This is a genomic window from Thermoprotei archaeon, assembly GCA_038881895.1.
In the GTDB taxonomy this organism is placed as follows: Archaea; Thermoproteota; Thermoprotei; order Gearchaeales; family WAQG01; genus JAVZOV01.
The window spans coordinates 315,250-331,142 of the sequence record JAVZOV010000001.1; the positions used below are offsets into that span (position 1 = coordinate 315,250).

Annotated in this window: 17 protein-coding genes; 5 read left to right on the top strand and 12 right to left on the bottom strand. The window is 35.0% G+C overall.

Translation table 11 applies throughout. The features are described 5' to 3' along the window. Window positions 1-194: 194 nt before the first annotated feature. The 5 genes from QW128_01650 to QW128_01670 all read right to left on the bottom strand — a co-directional run bounded on the left by QW128_01650 (window position 195) and on the right by QW128_01670 (window position 4,946). Window positions 195-650 (bottom strand): helix-turn-helix transcriptional regulator, encoded by a 456-nt coding sequence (locus QW128_01650; protein ID MEM3832291.1) that lies wholly within the window; start codon window positions 648-650, stop codon window positions 195-197. 305 nt (window positions 651-955) lie between these two features. Continuing rightward, window positions 956-3,079, bottom strand: coding sequence for a heavy metal translocating P-type ATPase (locus QW128_01655; GenBank protein MEM3832292.1), 2,124 nt, complete (start codon window positions 3,077-3,079; stop codon window positions 956-958). Continuing rightward, window positions 3,072-3,239 (bottom strand): hypothetical protein, encoded by a 168-nt coding sequence (locus QW128_01660; GenBank protein MEM3832293.1) that lies wholly within the window; start codon window positions 3,237-3,239, stop codon window positions 3,072-3,074. Before QW128_01660 ends, QW128_01655 begins: the two co-directional genes overlap by 8 nt. 320 nt (window positions 3,240-3,559) lie before the next feature. Next, window positions 3,560-4,600, bottom strand: a complete 1,041-nt coding sequence (locus QW128_01665) for an ATP-binding protein (GenBank protein MEM3832294.1) — start codon at window positions 4,598-4,600, stop codon at window positions 3,560-3,562. A gap of 169 nt (window positions 4,601-4,769) precedes the next feature. Then, window positions 4,770-4,946 carry a YHS domain-containing protein gene (locus QW128_01670; GenBank protein MEM3832295.1) on the bottom strand — a complete coding sequence of 59 codons (177 nt, stop codon included), beginning with the start codon at window positions 4,944-4,946 and terminating at the stop codon, window positions 4,770-4,772. A 269-nt stretch (window positions 4,947-5,215) separates the two neighbouring features. On the opposite strand from QW128_01670, the gene QW128_01675 reads away from it, so the two are divergent. Beyond that, window positions 5,216-5,401 carry a helix-turn-helix domain-containing protein gene (locus QW128_01675; protein ID MEM3832296.1) on the top strand — a complete coding sequence of 62 codons (186 nt, stop codon included), beginning with the start codon at window positions 5,216-5,218 and terminating at the stop codon, window positions 5,399-5,401. Then, window positions 5,368-6,522 (top strand): transposase, encoded by a 1,155-nt coding sequence (locus QW128_01680; protein ID MEM3832297.1) that lies wholly within the window; start codon window positions 5,368-5,370, stop codon window positions 6,520-6,522. The genes QW128_01675 and QW128_01680 overlap by 34 nt, the downstream gene beginning before the upstream one ends. Window positions 6,523-6,873: 351 nt before the next feature. Here the strand turns inward: QW128_01680 and QW128_01685 are convergent, their stop codons facing one another. From QW128_01685 to QW128_01700, 4 genes are all read right to left on the bottom strand, one after another. Next, complete coding sequence (locus QW128_01685; GenBank protein ID MEM3832298.1) at window positions 6,874-7,368, bottom strand: winged helix-turn-helix transcriptional regulator; 495 nt, start codon at window positions 7,366-7,368, stop codon at window positions 6,874-6,876. Between the two features lie 811 nt (window positions 7,369-8,179). Beyond that, window positions 8,180-8,326: a DUF5679 domain-containing protein gene (locus QW128_01690; protein MEM3832299.1), complete on the bottom strand. Its 147-nt coding sequence runs from the start codon at window positions 8,324-8,326 to the stop codon at window positions 8,180-8,182. Between the two features lie 203 nt (window positions 8,327-8,529). Further along, window positions 8,530-8,883: a hypothetical protein gene (locus QW128_01695; GenBank protein MEM3832300.1), complete on the bottom strand. Its 354-nt coding sequence runs from the start codon at window positions 8,881-8,883 to the stop codon at window positions 8,530-8,532. 78 nt (window positions 8,884-8,961) lie between these two features. Beyond that, a complete protein-coding gene (locus tag QW128_01700; protein MEM3832301.1) occupies window positions 8,962-9,393 on the bottom strand; it encodes a CBS domain-containing protein in 432 nt (143 codons plus the stop codon). Window positions 9,394-9,542: 149 nt separating this feature from the next. On the opposite strand from QW128_01700, the gene QW128_01705 reads away from it, so the two are divergent. Then, window positions 9,543-10,331, top strand: a complete 789-nt coding sequence (locus tag QW128_01705; protein MEM3832302.1) for an ABC transporter ATP-binding protein — start codon at window positions 9,543-9,545, stop codon at window positions 10,329-10,331. Next, window positions 10,328-11,914, top strand: a complete 1,587-nt coding sequence (locus QW128_01710) for a hypothetical protein (GenBank protein MEM3832303.1) — start codon at window positions 10,328-10,330, stop codon at window positions 11,912-11,914. Before QW128_01705 ends, QW128_01710 begins: the two co-directional genes overlap by 4 nt. Window positions 11,915-12,474: 560 nt before the next feature. Here the strand turns inward: QW128_01710 and QW128_01715 are convergent. Next, the gene (locus tag QW128_01715) at window positions 12,475-12,750 is read right to left on the bottom strand and encodes a helix-turn-helix domain-containing protein (protein MEM3832304.1); all 276 of its coding nucleotides are present in this window, start codon (window positions 12,748-12,750) and stop codon (window positions 12,475-12,477) included. Between the two features lie 99 nt (window positions 12,751-12,849). On the opposite strand from QW128_01715, the gene QW128_01720 reads away from it, so the two are divergent. Continuing rightward, window positions 12,850-12,987: a hypothetical protein gene (locus QW128_01720; GenBank protein MEM3832305.1), complete on the top strand. Its 138-nt coding sequence runs from the start codon at window positions 12,850-12,852 to the stop codon at window positions 12,985-12,987. A gap of 49 nt (window positions 12,988-13,036) precedes the next feature. On the opposite strand, the gene QW128_01725 is transcribed toward QW128_01720, so the two are convergent. Further along, window positions 13,037-14,038, bottom strand: a complete 1,002-nt coding sequence (locus QW128_01725) for an alcohol dehydrogenase catalytic domain-containing protein (protein MEM3832306.1) — start codon at window positions 14,036-14,038, stop codon at window positions 13,037-13,039. 522 nt (window positions 14,039-14,560) lie between these two features. Further along, a complete protein-coding gene (locus QW128_01730) occupies window positions 14,561-15,811 on the bottom strand; it encodes a glycosyltransferase family 4 protein (protein MEM3832307.1) in 1,251 nt (416 codons plus the stop codon). Window positions 15,812-15,893: the final 82 nt, after the last annotated feature.

Below are 15,893 nucleotides of genomic sequence, written 5' to 3' on the forward strand. Positions count from 1 at the left end.
CAACCTCTATTTAAACCTATCCGTCTCGAAACTGCTGACAACGGCTTTTAGCTGTAATCCGGTGTTAGGAATCCTCTAATATTCCGCGTTCTCATATCTATCGAAGAGATCATTACGTTAGTCTTTGAATTCAAGATGTTCATAACAATACTATTAATTAACTTTCAAATTAATTTAATCGGAATCAATTTTATTTAATCAGCAACAAACGTAGGGTGTGTTTCAAAATAGCTATGTGCACAATGTTCACAGCAAAATGTGAGAGTCTTACCTTTAATATTTATTGTGTAACCTCCCTCATAGATTTTACAACCACAATTAATACATACCTTTAATCTTGTACCTAATGCGGCATCTAAAATTGAGAAAACTCTAGAAAGTATATGTTGGGTGAGTTCATGACCACGCTGTGTAAGCTCATAAACCTTTTTCCTTCTTTTTCCCTCTTCGCGTATTATTAAGTAACCATTTTTCTCAAGCTCTATTAAAAATGGGTAAACTTGAGCAGCGCTAGGCTTTTTTCCAAGTCTCTTCTCTAACTCTTTCATTAACTTATAGCCATGAATGGGCGATGATTCTAATGTGATAAGAATATACAACCTTACTATACCAGATATTTTAATCTCAATCTCAGAACTTTCAGCTGCCACTTTACACACCTCTATACATTACTGGTCTACAACATTTTTTGAGAACTAAAATTATTAGTGGTAAATACATTAGAAATACACCATTTCTAATAAACCAAGTGAACGTTATATATAAGCATCTCATAGCATTCACTACTTATGTATGTTATGTACAAATATCCACATAAAGTTTTCTTCTTAACTCTAAGAGACATTTCAGAGCATTAAATGATGATAAAGCTTTTTTAAAAGTATTTAAAATATTAGGATGCTTATATGTTAGTGTATAATTCTTCCTTGTTGTTAAAACATTTCATCATTTTAGTTCACTTGGTTCTCCTTAATATTGAAGGTTTGTATGTATTGAGTAATAATGAGTTTGATACTACAGTTATAGAGCTTAATGCCATGGCTATTGCTGCAAATATTGGGTTCAAAAGTAATCTAAGCACAGGATAAAGTGCTCCTGCAGCAACTGGTATGAGTGCTATATTATAGAAGAAAGCCCAGAACAGGTTCTCCTTGATTTTCCTGATAGTTATTTTACTAAGTTCTATTGCCATTACAACATCTCTTATATCATCTTTAATTAGTATGATTCCACCAGTTTCTTTTGCTATATCTGTACCACTCCCAATGGCTATTCCTACATCAGCTGCAGCTAATGCTGGAGCATCATTTATTCCATCCCCAACCATAGCTACAATTTTCCCTTCATCCTTAAGTTTCTTAATCACCTTAGCTTTTTCACCAGGTAAAACCTCTGCAAGAACTCTCTGAATACCAAGTTTTTTCGCTATTGCATGGGCAGTTCTTTCATTATCTCCAGTTAGCATAATTACTTCGATTCCCATCTTTTTAAGTTCATTTATTGCCTCAATTGTATGTTCTTTTAAAGTATCAGAGACGGCTATCATGCCTGAAATCTTTCTATCTATGGCTAATATCATCGTTGTTTTGCCTTCATTCTCAAGATTCTTTAGCATTTCTTCTATAATCTCAACATTTACTCCAAAATCCATCATTAATTTTCTATTTCCAAGGAGTATTTCATTCCCTCTGTAAAATGCTTTTATTCCGCACCCAGGTATTGCCTCAAATGTTTCTGGGTATTCTGGATTAATGCCTCTTTCATCTGCATATTTTGCTATAGCCTCTCCTAACGGATGTTCAGAACCTTTCTCAGCAATAGCAGCAAATTCTAGGACTTCCCTCTCTTTAAATCCATTAAATGCTATTACATCAGTAACTGAAGGTTGACCCTTTGTGAGCGTCCCTGTCTTATCAAAAACTATTGTATTTATTTTGCATGCTTTCTCAAGATATTCTCCACTTTTAATTAATATCCCATGTTGCGCGCCTTTACTTGCTCCAATCATTATAGCAGCGGGTGTAGCTATGCCTAAGGCGCATGGACATGCGATAATTAATACAGCAATCATTATAGTTAGAGCTAAACCAAGAGGTAATCCAAATATAAAATACCAAAGTGCAAATGCTACTATTGCTATAGCAATAACTGCAGGTACAAAATATGAAGAAACTATATCAGCTAATCTTTGTATCGGAGTCTTTGATACAATTGCTTCTTCAACCATTTTTACAATTTGAGCTAATGTAGTCTCTGACCCGACCTTTGTTGCTTTAATTTTAAGCACACCAGTCTTATTTATAGAAGCCCCTATTACTTCATCTCCAACACTTTTTTCAACTGGTATGCTCTCACCAGTGACGATAGACTGATCAACAGAAGAATAACCATCAATTATTATACCATCAACTGGAATCTTTTCTCCAGGTTTCACAACAAGAATATCCCCGACAGTGACATTTTCAACTGGGACTTCAACTTCCATACCATTCTTTAGAATTCTCGCCATCTTTGGCTGAAGATCAAGCAATTTCCTAATTGCTTCAGAAGCTCTTCCTTTTACGATGTGCTCCATAGTTTTACCAAGCAGAATAAACCCTATGATCAAACCGCCCTCTGTAAAGTAAACCTCCGGGCCACCTCCAGTTACTTTTGGAAGAATTCCGGGAATCCATTTTAGGCTCTGAAATGTATAGATAGTACTATAAAGCCATGCTGCTGTGGTCCCAATTGCTATTAAGCTATCCATATTTGCTTGTTTTGCTTTTATAGCATCCCTAGTACCCAGATAGAATTTCCAACCAGCAATAAACTGAACTGGTGTTGCTAAAATAAATAACCAAAGATAGTTAGGCAGAATCCAATTAATCGGATATACGTATTCAAGAAATGCCACTAAACCACCTATTACAAGTGCAAAAATAGTCATCATTTTAAGATATTTTAGTTCTTTCTCTGGCCTAAGAAAAACATCTAGACAGTTTTGACTGCAGAAGTAATAGGTAACACCTCTCCTCTCTACTTTAAACGGTGTCTTATTTTCATCAACATACATACCGCATACAGGATCCTTAGCCACTTTCTACACCTCCTCTTCCTAAAAACTTAAAACCAGAATCTTCTATTACCTTTTGCACCTCATTAATATCAACACTCTTCTCAGAATACAATATTAAAATTCCAGCAACAATGTTTAATTTCACATCGATGATACCATTTATGACTCTCAATTTTTTCATTAAAGATTGCACACAAGTATAACAAAATGGACCATCAATCAGTAACGTTATCCTATATAACATATCAGCTTCCCTCTTCATACCTTATAGCATGAATATATCTTCACAGCAAAAATAATGAAAATCGTCATTAATCTTTTTAGAAATGATAACTCCATAGACCAAATTAATGCTCACATTTATCACCATATATCAAAATAGAATATGTCATATTTAAATCTATTTTACTATATTTTAAATTAACAGAAAAATAGAGCATTAATATGCATCATTGTAAGCGGACTACCGTGTAATACAGCATAAATTTTGGATATTTCATGCTAGTTGAGCTTAAGCGCGGCTATTCTATATATTGGATCTAAAAATCTATAGTTTTTAATTATGCTTAGTTCTTCTAAACTGTTAAGAACGTTTGAGAGTATGCTTGTGGATACTGTTATTCCTTCTTTTTCTTCAACATACCTCTTTATTTTACTCCAACTATCTTCTCCTTTAGCAATAGCTTTTAATACTGTGGCATAACGTTTACTACCTCTTTTTTTAACTAGATTATTAAGCTCTTCTAAAGCTATATTTACTGCTGCGTCTTTAATTAATTCTAAATTTTTATTACCTCTAACATATTCATTTCCAAAGAATGTTAACCAGCCCGGTATTCCATCAAAGAAATTTACTACTTCTTCTATAATATCTTTATTTACTTTAATATCATATTCTTTAAATCCTTGCTCTAAAAAGTCTCTTGAAGTATCGTGAGAGAATCTTTCTATTGTTAAATTAAAATAATATCTACCATAAAGTGGAGAAGCAGGTTTTTCTATCTTTAAAAAGTCATAGAGTAAGCCAATTTCTGAACCAGTGAAAATGAAAGTTATGTTCTTATTGTAATCATAAGCATGTGCTATTGCATTCAGAAATTCACTTGATCTTGGTCCTCTTAATCTTTGCGCTTCATCAAAAGCTATTATAACTCTTCGTCTATTTAAATTATCAAACAGAGAGGAAAGTGTTAATGCACCTCTCCCTCTCCATTTTATTTCTATCTCATTACCCAATATTTTTATTGATGAGATACTTTTAAGAATATCAATAAACTTATCCATTTTTGAAGTTAAAGCCTTTGATAATAAATAATAAATGTCCTTATTTCCATAGTTATCTGGTAAGCTTCTTAAATCAAGTATTAAACCTGGGATTTTAACTTCTTCTAAGAATATGTTTAATAACGAAGATTTACCTATTCTTCTAATGCCTGTAATTATAATCATCGGCAGATCAACATTATTATTTAGCATCTCGAATTCTTTTTCCCTATCAAATAAGTCCTCCTTCTTAGTTTTTGGTCTTGGATCAAATAACATTCTGCCCCAGAAGTATAGTTCTCCCCCAGAACTAATAAACCTTTCCCTACATAATCTCTTTCATAACTTTAATTAGATAGTAACACAAGTGCTTTCTCACACAATCATTCATACTCGATACTCTTACGATTAAAATCTAGAGCTTTCTTGACATGTTCTTGTAAACTTCTTAATGATGCTTATGAATCTTACTTTCCCGTTTCATAGTAGAAACATATTTTCCAGGATCTTTCTGAAACTCTCTAAAACAATGTTCGCTACAAAAATAATACACAATACCATTATATTCAGACTTCCATTTGCTTCCTTCAGAAACCTCCATTCCACAGACAGGATCTATTGACATTATATCACCATATATCTAAGTATGATATGTTATATTTAAACTTATCTCATAAGCAAGAAAATACTTAACCCTACAAAATGAACACCACCCAATTGCTTGTGGTATAGTACCACTCTACTGATACAACAATATATTATAATGGCCCAAGCTTTTCGTCCTTTCAGAATAAGGATTCGACAACAGTTCAGAAATAGAACAAGGAGGAAGCCGTGGTCAGCAGTTTTGGAATAGATAGGTTTAAATATTTGTTTAACTCTATTAACTCTTTGATGAAAGAAGAACTACTTAGACCAAAAGATGTTGCTAAGAAGTTCGGTATCTCAGTTAAAACGCTCTGGAAGTGGCAGAAGAAAGGCATTATTAGAGCAGTTAGGCTTCCAACTGGTAAGCTACGCTACCCGAGGAGCGAAGTTGAAAGGCTATGGAAGCAGTTAAAAGCTACAGGATCCCAGTAGAGGTTCCAAAAGATTTAATCGAAGAATACTTCAAAGTTAAGCAGAAGGCTTTAGACACAATCTTCTCACACGTTAAAATTTCTAAGAAGGCTCACCTTAACTTGAAAGCTGAGGATAGGAGAGAGCTTAGGGATGAACTGCTACGAGAGTGGAAATACTCAAAGCATTACGTTGACTCAGTAATAAACTCCGTTATCGGATTGGTTAAGGGCTGGATAACACTATATAATAGGGGGAAAGCGAATGAGCCTCCTGAGATAACTAAAAAAACCGTTTACATTAAGAGCACGCTCTTCAGCTTCAGAAATGGTATACTGAAGATAAGCATTGAACCGAACAAACGTTATCTTGGGGTTGACTTGAGTGAGTGTTCGTGGATTCCAAAAGACTTTGATAAAGTCGGTGGACTACTTATGACTGAGAAGGAGTTGATAATTACGGTTAAGAAGAGGGTTGAGCCCAAAGCTGAGAAGTGGGCTTCCTTCGATGTTAACTTAACGAACATAACAGCTTTCATAGATGGCGAGATCAAGCGCTATGACTTGAGGGGGCTCTACCATATTCACAGAGTTTATGAGGTTAAAAGACAGAGGATGCAAAAGTTATCTAAGATTAAGCCTCTAACATCAAAGAGACTATTAGAGAAGTACTCTAAGCGTGAGAAGAATAGAGCCAAGGACTTCATGCACAAACTAACCACGCACATTGCGAGGGAGCTCAGGGAGAAGGACTGCGGAGCAATACTTGAAAACCTGAAAGGTATAAAGGGGCGAATTCTTAACGGCTCAAGGAAAAATAACAGAAAGCTCTCAAAGTGGAACGCAAGAACATTCCAACTCATGCTCGAATACAAGCTGAAGTGGCTTAACTTACCAGTGAAATACGTTAACCCAGCTAACTCATCTAAAACCTGCCCAGCCTGCTCAGGAAGCATGGCTTCCTATCTGGGCAGGATAATGAGGTGCGAAGAATGCGGTTTAACGATGGATAGGGATGTTGTAGCGGTGTTGAACCTTCAGATGCGGGGAATTGGGTTCTCCCCGAGAGCCCTCAACAAATTAATCGAGAGGGAAGGGTTAAGTAGGAATAAAAGCAACAATTCACTATGCATTCCTACTTAATCCAGAACCCCGAGAGGTTGAGATCAAGCCTTCATGAAGGGTCGGCATCCACAAAAATACAAATGAAGATAATACAGTTTTCATAACACTCAATAAATTCTAAATAAAGATCATAACTCTTCTAAACGAACGATTAACATAAATTCAGAATAAAACTTTCCTCTCTTTATTTCAGACTTAATTCATGAGATTTAACGCTTGCATAATACAACATCATAATTTGACATTCTCCACGACTATACTAGGAATTCTTACTTTTAAGATAATATTGATCCATCATTCACTGTCGAAATTTCCCTAATGTTCTGAGAAGCATCCTTGCTTATCTGAGCTTTCTTGGCTTCTGCTCTATCATTTTATGTTCGGTTGTACGTGTTCTCCTACTGTTTCAAGCACTAACATTGTTTCAGAGTGCTCTATTTCTTCGAATTCCGCTAGATGCACTATTAGAAATCTAGAAATATCCTCCCATTTTTTTGCTCTAATTTTTAGTAATATGTCATATTGTCCTGTTATTATTTGCGCTTCTTCTACATAAGGTAATTTGTCTGAAGATTTTGTGCTTTCGAGTATTTTTTCTGCTAATACCACCTGGCTCGATCTACCTGAAATACTTCTCTCCCTTTTAACACGCAAAAGTACGTAAGCTATGAAATTGTATCCTAATTTTTTATAATCCGGTATTGCAGTATATTTTTTTATATAACCTTCTTCTTCAAGTTTTCCTAGTCTGTACATAATCGTTGTACGCGGAACATTTATCTTTTTAGACATATCACTTATCGTTATTCTTGCATCTTGCATTAGCATGTTTATGATACGTTTATCAAATTCATCAAGCTCCATCACAACCACAGTTTATATTACGTGAACTTATTTATAATACTAATTTCATAAATTTAAAATATGCTTTTTACTATTAACAAAAACAGTTCTTCAGTTAACCGTACCAACCGCAAATATAAATAAAGATAACAATATTAAATAATCTTCTGATTTCCCTATTCCCCACACCTAAAGGTCCAACATAGTAGTCGGATAGTTTAAAGTTAATTATCTATCTGTTCTGTTTTAGTTGTAAATGCGTCATGGATGGTTTTCGTGGTAACGGAGGCTCATCTCATCCTGAGTCTATCTATCCTCACCACACATCCGGTTAACAGCCCATTCGAGCTCTCTCACACTATTCTCATCGCGAAAGGTATAGAGTTAACTATGAAAACTGCTAATGAAACCTGAAAACTCCTCCAAAACCTGCCCTCTCCGCTCAGGAAGCATAACTTCCTATGAGAACAGGCTAATGAAATGTGAGAAGTGGGTTTTATAATGAATAGGGATAGTAACGGTCTCCAAAAGAACCCTCAATGAAACACTACATATCCTTACTTGATTCAGAATCCTACAATCAAAACACAAATAATAATTCAAACTTAAATTGGTACTCTTCTTAACTAAATAGAAAATTTATGTTTAAAGTTCTTATAATCTCAGTATTTTTCTAGGTTTTGTTTTTAATAAGTGCAACTTGTTAATATTTTAAATTTATAATTGTCTCATTTCATGGTTAAGATTGTGGATTTTTCATCAAACATAGTATAAATAATGATTATGAAAATATAAAAAAAATTATTTTCATTAACCACATTACACGAAAATTTTATAGCTTTTTGCCTATGACTACCATTGTTGTTCCGCAAACTGAACACGTGCCCTTGATCGCAGGTTTTCCGTTCTTTAGTGTTACGTTAACTGGGTTCTTTATTTCTCGTATTGCTTTACATTTTACACAAAATCCTTGAACCATTGCGTATCCCTCGCACTTGTTATGTGTGAGTAGATATATATAAATTATTCTATCACAACGTTGAAATAATATATTGCTACATACATGAATATTATTTCTTAAAGTCTCAAAGAGCGGCTGAGTATAAATATTCAGCGAAAAATAATTTAAGCATGCTAACAACACATTCCAGAACTAAAGCTTTTAGACTTTCTTGCTGAGTTTCATGTGAATAATGTATCTTCAGGTAGCTCTATTAATGCATTAGTTAGTAATTCTGGTAATTTAGGAAGTATATCGTTAAATTTTTCATTTTCCTTTACTAGTATGAAACGCATGTTTCCTTTTGCTTTACCGTAAGATACTTTACAAAAACCTTGTGATGGTACTAGGACGATTTCGACTTTAAGTTCAATCATTTTTAGAGTTGTTTGGAGTCTTCTTTTTTCTCGAGCATAATATCCTGGGTTATTATGTTTTTCTATTTCTTTTTTATCAGTATCGTATATGATAATCCATTTCCCATCGGGTAATTTTTTAATTTCTCCTACATCGTTTATAACAGCTGCAATCTTCATGGTTTTTCACGTCTTTGGACTAGTCAATGTCAACTAATATATTTTTTTATTAAATAATTTTTTAATATTAATTTTGTATTATAATACTCCGGGTATTGTGTAATGAATAATTTCCAGTATTGCTTTTTTAACGTATTGATTAAAGTGTTTTACAATGTCCGTTGCCGTGATTATTCCATAAATCGTGTTATCCTTTATCACTGGTAATCTTCGTATGTTGTGTTTTTCCATTAAGTCAGCTGCGAGGCTTAAATCAGAATCTGGGTCTACGGATATAATAGGGTATGATGCTATTGCAGAAACTTTTACTTGTTGAGGATCTAGGTTTTCTGCAACAATTTTCCACGTGATGTCACGTTCAGTAATAATTCCGATTGGTTTATTGTCCTTTAGTGCTATTGCATATCCTACACTTTTCTGTTTCATAGTTTTTGCAACGTTTACTATTGTATCATCGGCGTTGACTGTAATTACATCCTTTCGCATCAGATCTTTAACTTTTATTGTCATTGCGCATCAATGTTAGGAAGGATTTGTTAGAAAATAAAGCTATTTATTGTATTTATGTTTGTTACGTATTTTTGCGGTGTTGTTCATCGATTGTGGCTTTCGGGCATAATTATTTATAGGATTAGATGTTCAGTTTTTTGGGCGTGTTTATGAGTTATGATGTGGTTATAGATGTTCGGAATCTTGTGAAGCATTATGGTAATGTTGTTGCTCTTGATGGTATTAGTTTTCAGGTTAAGAAAGGTGAGATTTATGGTTTGCTTGGGCCTAACGGTGCTGGAAAGACTACTACTCTTAGAATAGTTTCTGGATTGCTTGAGCCTACTAGTGGTAGTGTTCGTGTATTGGGCCTTGATCCTGTTTCCGATCCTGTAGGTGTGAAACGTTTAATAGGTTATGTGCCTGAGAATCCTATGCTTTATGATTCGCTCACACCTAGGGAGTTTTTTGAATTTGTGTTATCTGTGAGAGGTCTTCGTGATAATGTTGTAGTTGAGCGACTTAACAAGCTTATTGAAGCGTTTAATCTGGTTGATTATATGAACCAGCTTATCGCTTCTCTTTCTTTAGGCACTAGACAGAAGGTTGCTGTTATTGCTGGTCTTGTTCATAATCCATCATTGCTTATTCTTGATGAGCCTTTAAATGGGTTAGATGCACGTTCATCACGTATTGTTAAAGATTTGCTTAATATTCATGTAAGCAATGGCGGCTCTGTGCTATTTTCAACCCATATTATGGAGGTTGCCGAGCACATATGCCATAGAGTTGGTATAATTCATAAAGGTAGGATCATTGCTGAGGGGACTGTTAATGAGCTTAGAGAGAAAATCCACGAGGCTGGAGCATCTTTGGAAGAAATATTTCTTAAAGTTACTGAGCAAGATGAAGCCATTACTGAAATTGTGAAGGCTCTTAAAGAGGCGTTTAATAAATGAATCTTCAAGAAGCATGGATAATCAGCAGAATAACGTATCAAGAGATTGCTTTTAACGCTATGTTACAGACTAGAAAACACATGTTGGATCTTGGACGTTACAAGAACGCAGGTAGTTTTATGCGAAGACTTAAGCAAAATGCTGCAATAAATAAGATAATAGTATCAGTATTCCTTTTTATAGGTTCGTTACTTCCTTATTTATCATTATCTATTTCAAAGCATAATCTGATGGTTACATTTAGTATTGCCATTTCTGTTTCTTTACTTATATCGTTTGCTCTTATTCTTTTTTATGAGATGCAACTGCTTCCTTACTTAATTAATGCATCTGGCGTTCAAGCTTTACGATTATTTCCATTAAGTGATAAGGATGTTTCAATTATATCATTGCTAACGTTATTGCGAACAGCTGATTATCTAATATTAGCCATAATTAGTAGTCAAATAATGGGAGAGTTAATCATTAATGTTCCTATATTATTTATGATACTAAATCTTTTTATTTCATTACTTAACATTGGGTTTGCAGTCTCGGTAGCTTTGTTTCTCTCAAAACTGTTTTATAAATTTATTTACGGAGGTTCTGGAGGGTTTATCAGGTTTATTTATACATTAACATGGGGATTCGGTGTCAGTATTATGTACTTTCTCCCGGGCATTCTTAATAATTTTATACCGTACATTGAAAACGCTATGTTTACTATCCACAGCAACATTTCACCAATACTTCTTTTATATCCATTTCCTTTAGTACTATCCATTGTTAATTTTTCTAATATACCATTACCAATTTTCCTAACAGGGATTTCTTATTTTTTTATAGTTGTTTGGAGTATTAAGAGTTCAGCTTCGTTTGTTCAAAACGTAGTATTTGGTTATAAGGTGAACCTTCAACGTTTTAAAGGTAATATTAACATAAAGATTAGGAAAGTTATCTCAGCCATAATAATTAAGGACATTAGATTAGCCTCTAGAATGCCTAATTTGGCTTTTGCTTTAGCACTTCCTGTACTCGAAGTTATATTCATCATTACAGGTTTTTCATTTCAGGTTCCTAACTTCACATCAATAATGGATTATCGTGTTTTTACTGGAATGTTTGTTGGCGGATTTTTATCTATCCTTGTTTCAGTATTATTTTTAAGTTCTGATCTTTCATCCATAATCTTCATTTCTACTCTACCCTTAAGAACAAGAACTGTTATAATCGCCAAATCATTCATTTCCATAATAACATACCTTCCAGTATTCACTGTATTTTTAATTTTTTCAAAATCTTTCACACTCTATCTTTTCATACTCATTTCAATAATTCCAGTATTAGCAGGATCACTTCTTAGTCCTACAATATACCTACTCCTAGTAAGTAAAGGAAGGTTAACTGCTCCAAACATATTTTCATCCCCACTCCACGCACTAATACCCTTAGCTGTAGGCGTTATTACAATCACCTTACCCACATCTGTTTACATGTTCTTTAGTTCCATAAGCCTATCACACGCTCTCATTGGTATGAGTATTATATCTCTTGCCGAAATCATAATATCAATCAAGCTTCTCTATTTTCTTAAAGACTTATAAAAGTATTACAAAAATGCGACAAGAAAGCTTAGAGCTTCGGTTCTGGGATGAATCGTCGATAGGCTTAAATAAGTGCTTAAACAATGTTTCCTTGAGCGGGTCGCTCGCATGTGGTTCGGACGTCCGAAAGCTGGAATAAGGCTCTCATCCAAGACTGTGTGGGGAAGGTTCCAGCAAGCGGGCCATGGGCTATATGCTCATGGCAGGGGCTGCCTTGGCACAGCCCGAACTCGGTAGAATGAGTGGAGGCCCCACGACAAACCGAGAATCTCCTGGCTTCAGCCACGGAGAATGTCAAAACAATCATACATCCATGCATCAACTTTAATTTGATTAATAAGGACAGCAAAGAGTGTATATTATATTTTTTTATAGTTAAACCATGCTAAATGAGTATTATCGAGGATTTGAGGATGCTATAGAATTATGTTTACATAAAGTAGAGAAGTCAAAAACAATGGAAGAGGCTAAGAAATTATTGGAAGATATCCTCTCACTCCTTAAAGAACAAAAAATCGTGCAACTAGAAAAAGATTTAAGAGAATTGAGTATTGGAAAATCTAAAGGTCAAGAATGTCTCTAATTTTAATTAAAAATTCAGCAACTTTACGACCTCGTTCGGTTAATTTTATGATTCTTCTTCTAGGAAAAAACTCTTCCCTATCCTCTACGACCAAACCGCTCTTAAGGAGGACAGGGAGTGTAGAGTAAAATGTTGTACGGTTAATGTTACCCTCCTCCATAATGCTAGTAACTGTGAGAGGCCCCTGTTCAAATAATAATATGAGTATTGTTGTAGCATGTGTATGTTCAATTACTGATATACCTCTTCTCATCCTAAACAACGACTGAAAATGTAACCTATCAAATTATCGTCCGTATTCTGTAGTACAGAAACCAAAACACTTATTAATAAGCGCAAATTTATAAAAAACATGAAAAGAAGTTACATAATTCTCATATACTATGAAATTGAAACAGAGTTGACAAAGGAAGAATTAAAAGAGCTAGTAGAGAATAACAAGATACAACTAAATACAAAACCAAGGATTACAATACTAGAAAAAGTATGATCAAATTTTTCCAACAATGAGCATTATATAAAACAATTGTTCCAAAATATTAGATGGTGATCATGATTTTTCCGTCTCTATCTTTTGAGAACAAACTTACAAGTGCTTCAATTCCTTGATCTAGATTATACTTTTTCCATATCTTCACTTTAAATTTTCCATCATTAGCTAATTTAATAATATCTAAAAGTTCTCTCCTAGTTCCGCCAGTAGATCCTATAAGTTTGAGTTGTCTAGAGTATAAAGTTCTAATTGGAACTTTCAGTTCATCACCAGTCAATGCACCAAATGTTATAAGCTTACCATTTAAACCTAAAAGTTTCATGCTAAATTCCATAGTACTCGATCCTAGCGGATCAATAACAACATCAGCCATTTTCCCATCACTTATTCTTTCTACGATCTCACTAGCATTTTGTAGCTCAGTAACTTCATCAGCGCCAAAATCCTTAATCCATTGCTTCCTCGATACAGCAACAACCTTTGCCCCCATCATTTTTGCAAATTGTACAGCAAAAATACCAGTATTGCCTGAAGCTCCTATTACTACAACTAAATCTCCAGGAGAAATCGAAACTTGCTTAAAGGCATGATATGAGGTTAACGCTCCTACCGGTAAACTAGCAGCAATGTCCCAATCAACATTATCTTCGATTTTAAACACATTATTTTCAGAAACCAGAGCATACTCTGCAAACCCACCGTTAGAAATTACACCTATTATACCACCATTCCTGCAAAGCATCTCGTAACCTGAAACACACATGTCACATGTTCCGTCAAAAATCCTATTATAAACAATAACTCTATCCCCAGGTTTAACGTTTACAACATGATCACCAACTTTCTCTATGAATCCAGCAAACTCTGCCCCAGGTATATGTGGTAATGGTCTCACATTTCTTATCGCAGTGACCGTACTATAATCTATAGGATTTACGCTAGCCCTAACAACTTTCACTAAAACTTCATGACTCCCTAGAGAAGGTTTTTCCGCATCTAAGACTTTTAAATTTTCTAAACCATTCTTTTCAAACATCAAAGCTTTCATTTTAACATCAATAAATGCTAAGGGTTTAGGTGAATATATCAATTACTCAACAATTATTTTACAATCATCAGTCATTTACATGAATTTAACTTTGACGGCGGGAAGTCTCCATCCGTAGGGGTGGGGATGAAGGCCGATAAGCTTATATTTTTTTCTCGTTGTATTTATCATTGTTTGCTTGGTTGGCAGACCTAGTAGGCATGGGACAGGACGAAAGAGACGCCTGCTGAGGGCAAGACCTCCGTAACCCACCTTCCACACAGGATTCCCGAAACGGTCTCACTTGCCGAGACCTCCGCTGTGGGTGAGTGGAGATCGAGTCTGTCCGTGGAAGCAGGAAGCCACCTGCGAAAGCTGGTGGTAGTTCACTTACAGAATCTTGATTCTTTTTGCATTATTCCATAGAACATCATTCAACGTGCTTTTCTAATAATGGAGAATTTTACTTTAGTAATCTTTTCAGACATGCATGAAGCAGCAAACTTAGTATCTTCATGTTAAATCTATGAAAGAATGCTATGTTTAGTTTTGTATTGTTTCTTGGTACACTGCGAGTGTTGATTTTGCTACATGGTCCCATGTAAAGAATTGTAGTACTCTTTTTCTTCCGTTTTTGCCCCATTGTTTCGCTCTGTTTTCGTCTTTTAATATTTCTTTTATTCCCCATGATATGTCTGTTGGATCTGCCCCGTTTATGTGTACTCCACATTGTTCTGGTCCTGATGGTATAACTTGTTCTCTAAATCCGCTTATTCCTCTTGCTCCTACTACGACTGGTTTTTCCATTGCCATCGCTTCTAGGCTTACAATTCCGAATGGTTCTGAGAGTGATGGGAATACGCAGAGGTCTGCAAGAGCATAGTGTAGTATTCTTTCTTCTTCTGTGAGCCATTTTGATATGAAGATGACGTTATCTTTAATGTTTAGCCTTTGTGTGAGGTTTACGAGATCTTGGTACTGTTCTCCCTTCCCTATTATTATGAGTTTTGTTTTCGGGTATTCGCTTAGCACGAGTGGTAGTGCTTGTATGAGATTTTGTACTCCTTTGACCCATGTGAGTCTTCCTACAAATAGTACAGTTTTTTCATCACTTGCTATTCCATATGTTGCTCTGAGGTTATTAACATCTTCTTGTTTAATTTTTGTTGGATCGTATTTTGTTGGGTCCACACCATTCCATACGACTCTTATTTTTTCTACCGGATATCCTATTGTTGCTAGGTGGTCTCTCATTGCGTATGATACTGTTACTATTTTATCTGAATTTTGCGCCATTGTGCGTTCTAGGTATTTTATGACTGATGATCCATCACTACTTCTCTGTTCTTCTGTTGAGTGAACGTGAAAGATTGCTTTCTGGTTTGGGCTTTCTGTTTTTATTATGAGCCCTGCAATGGAGGAGAGCCAATCATGAATTGCTATTATATCATATTCCTCTTTTTCTTGCTTCATGAGTAGGTTAAACATTTTTGATGCCGTGAGCACGTTGTAAATGAAAACATCGTTAAAGAATTTCAAGTGAGTGCCCCATCTTGCTAGATCTTCTGTTACTATGAAAGGAAAAACTTTTGATGCATCCACTATTAGCGGTCTGTGTATTTCTATTCCTTTCCATACTTCTCTTGTTTTGAGCGTACCATCGTTTAATGTGAAAACCGTGACATCGTGCCCTAGTTCTACATATTTTCTAGTGACCTCTATTGCGTATGTCCCCAGTCCACCTACAAGTCTTGGATAGAATTCCCATACAAAGAACGCTATCCTCATTTTCATCAAAAAAATATGATCTTATACAATACTTAAACTTATTTATTTTAATGTTTTATGTAGGTTGTTTCTTGCAAAGGGATTAAAG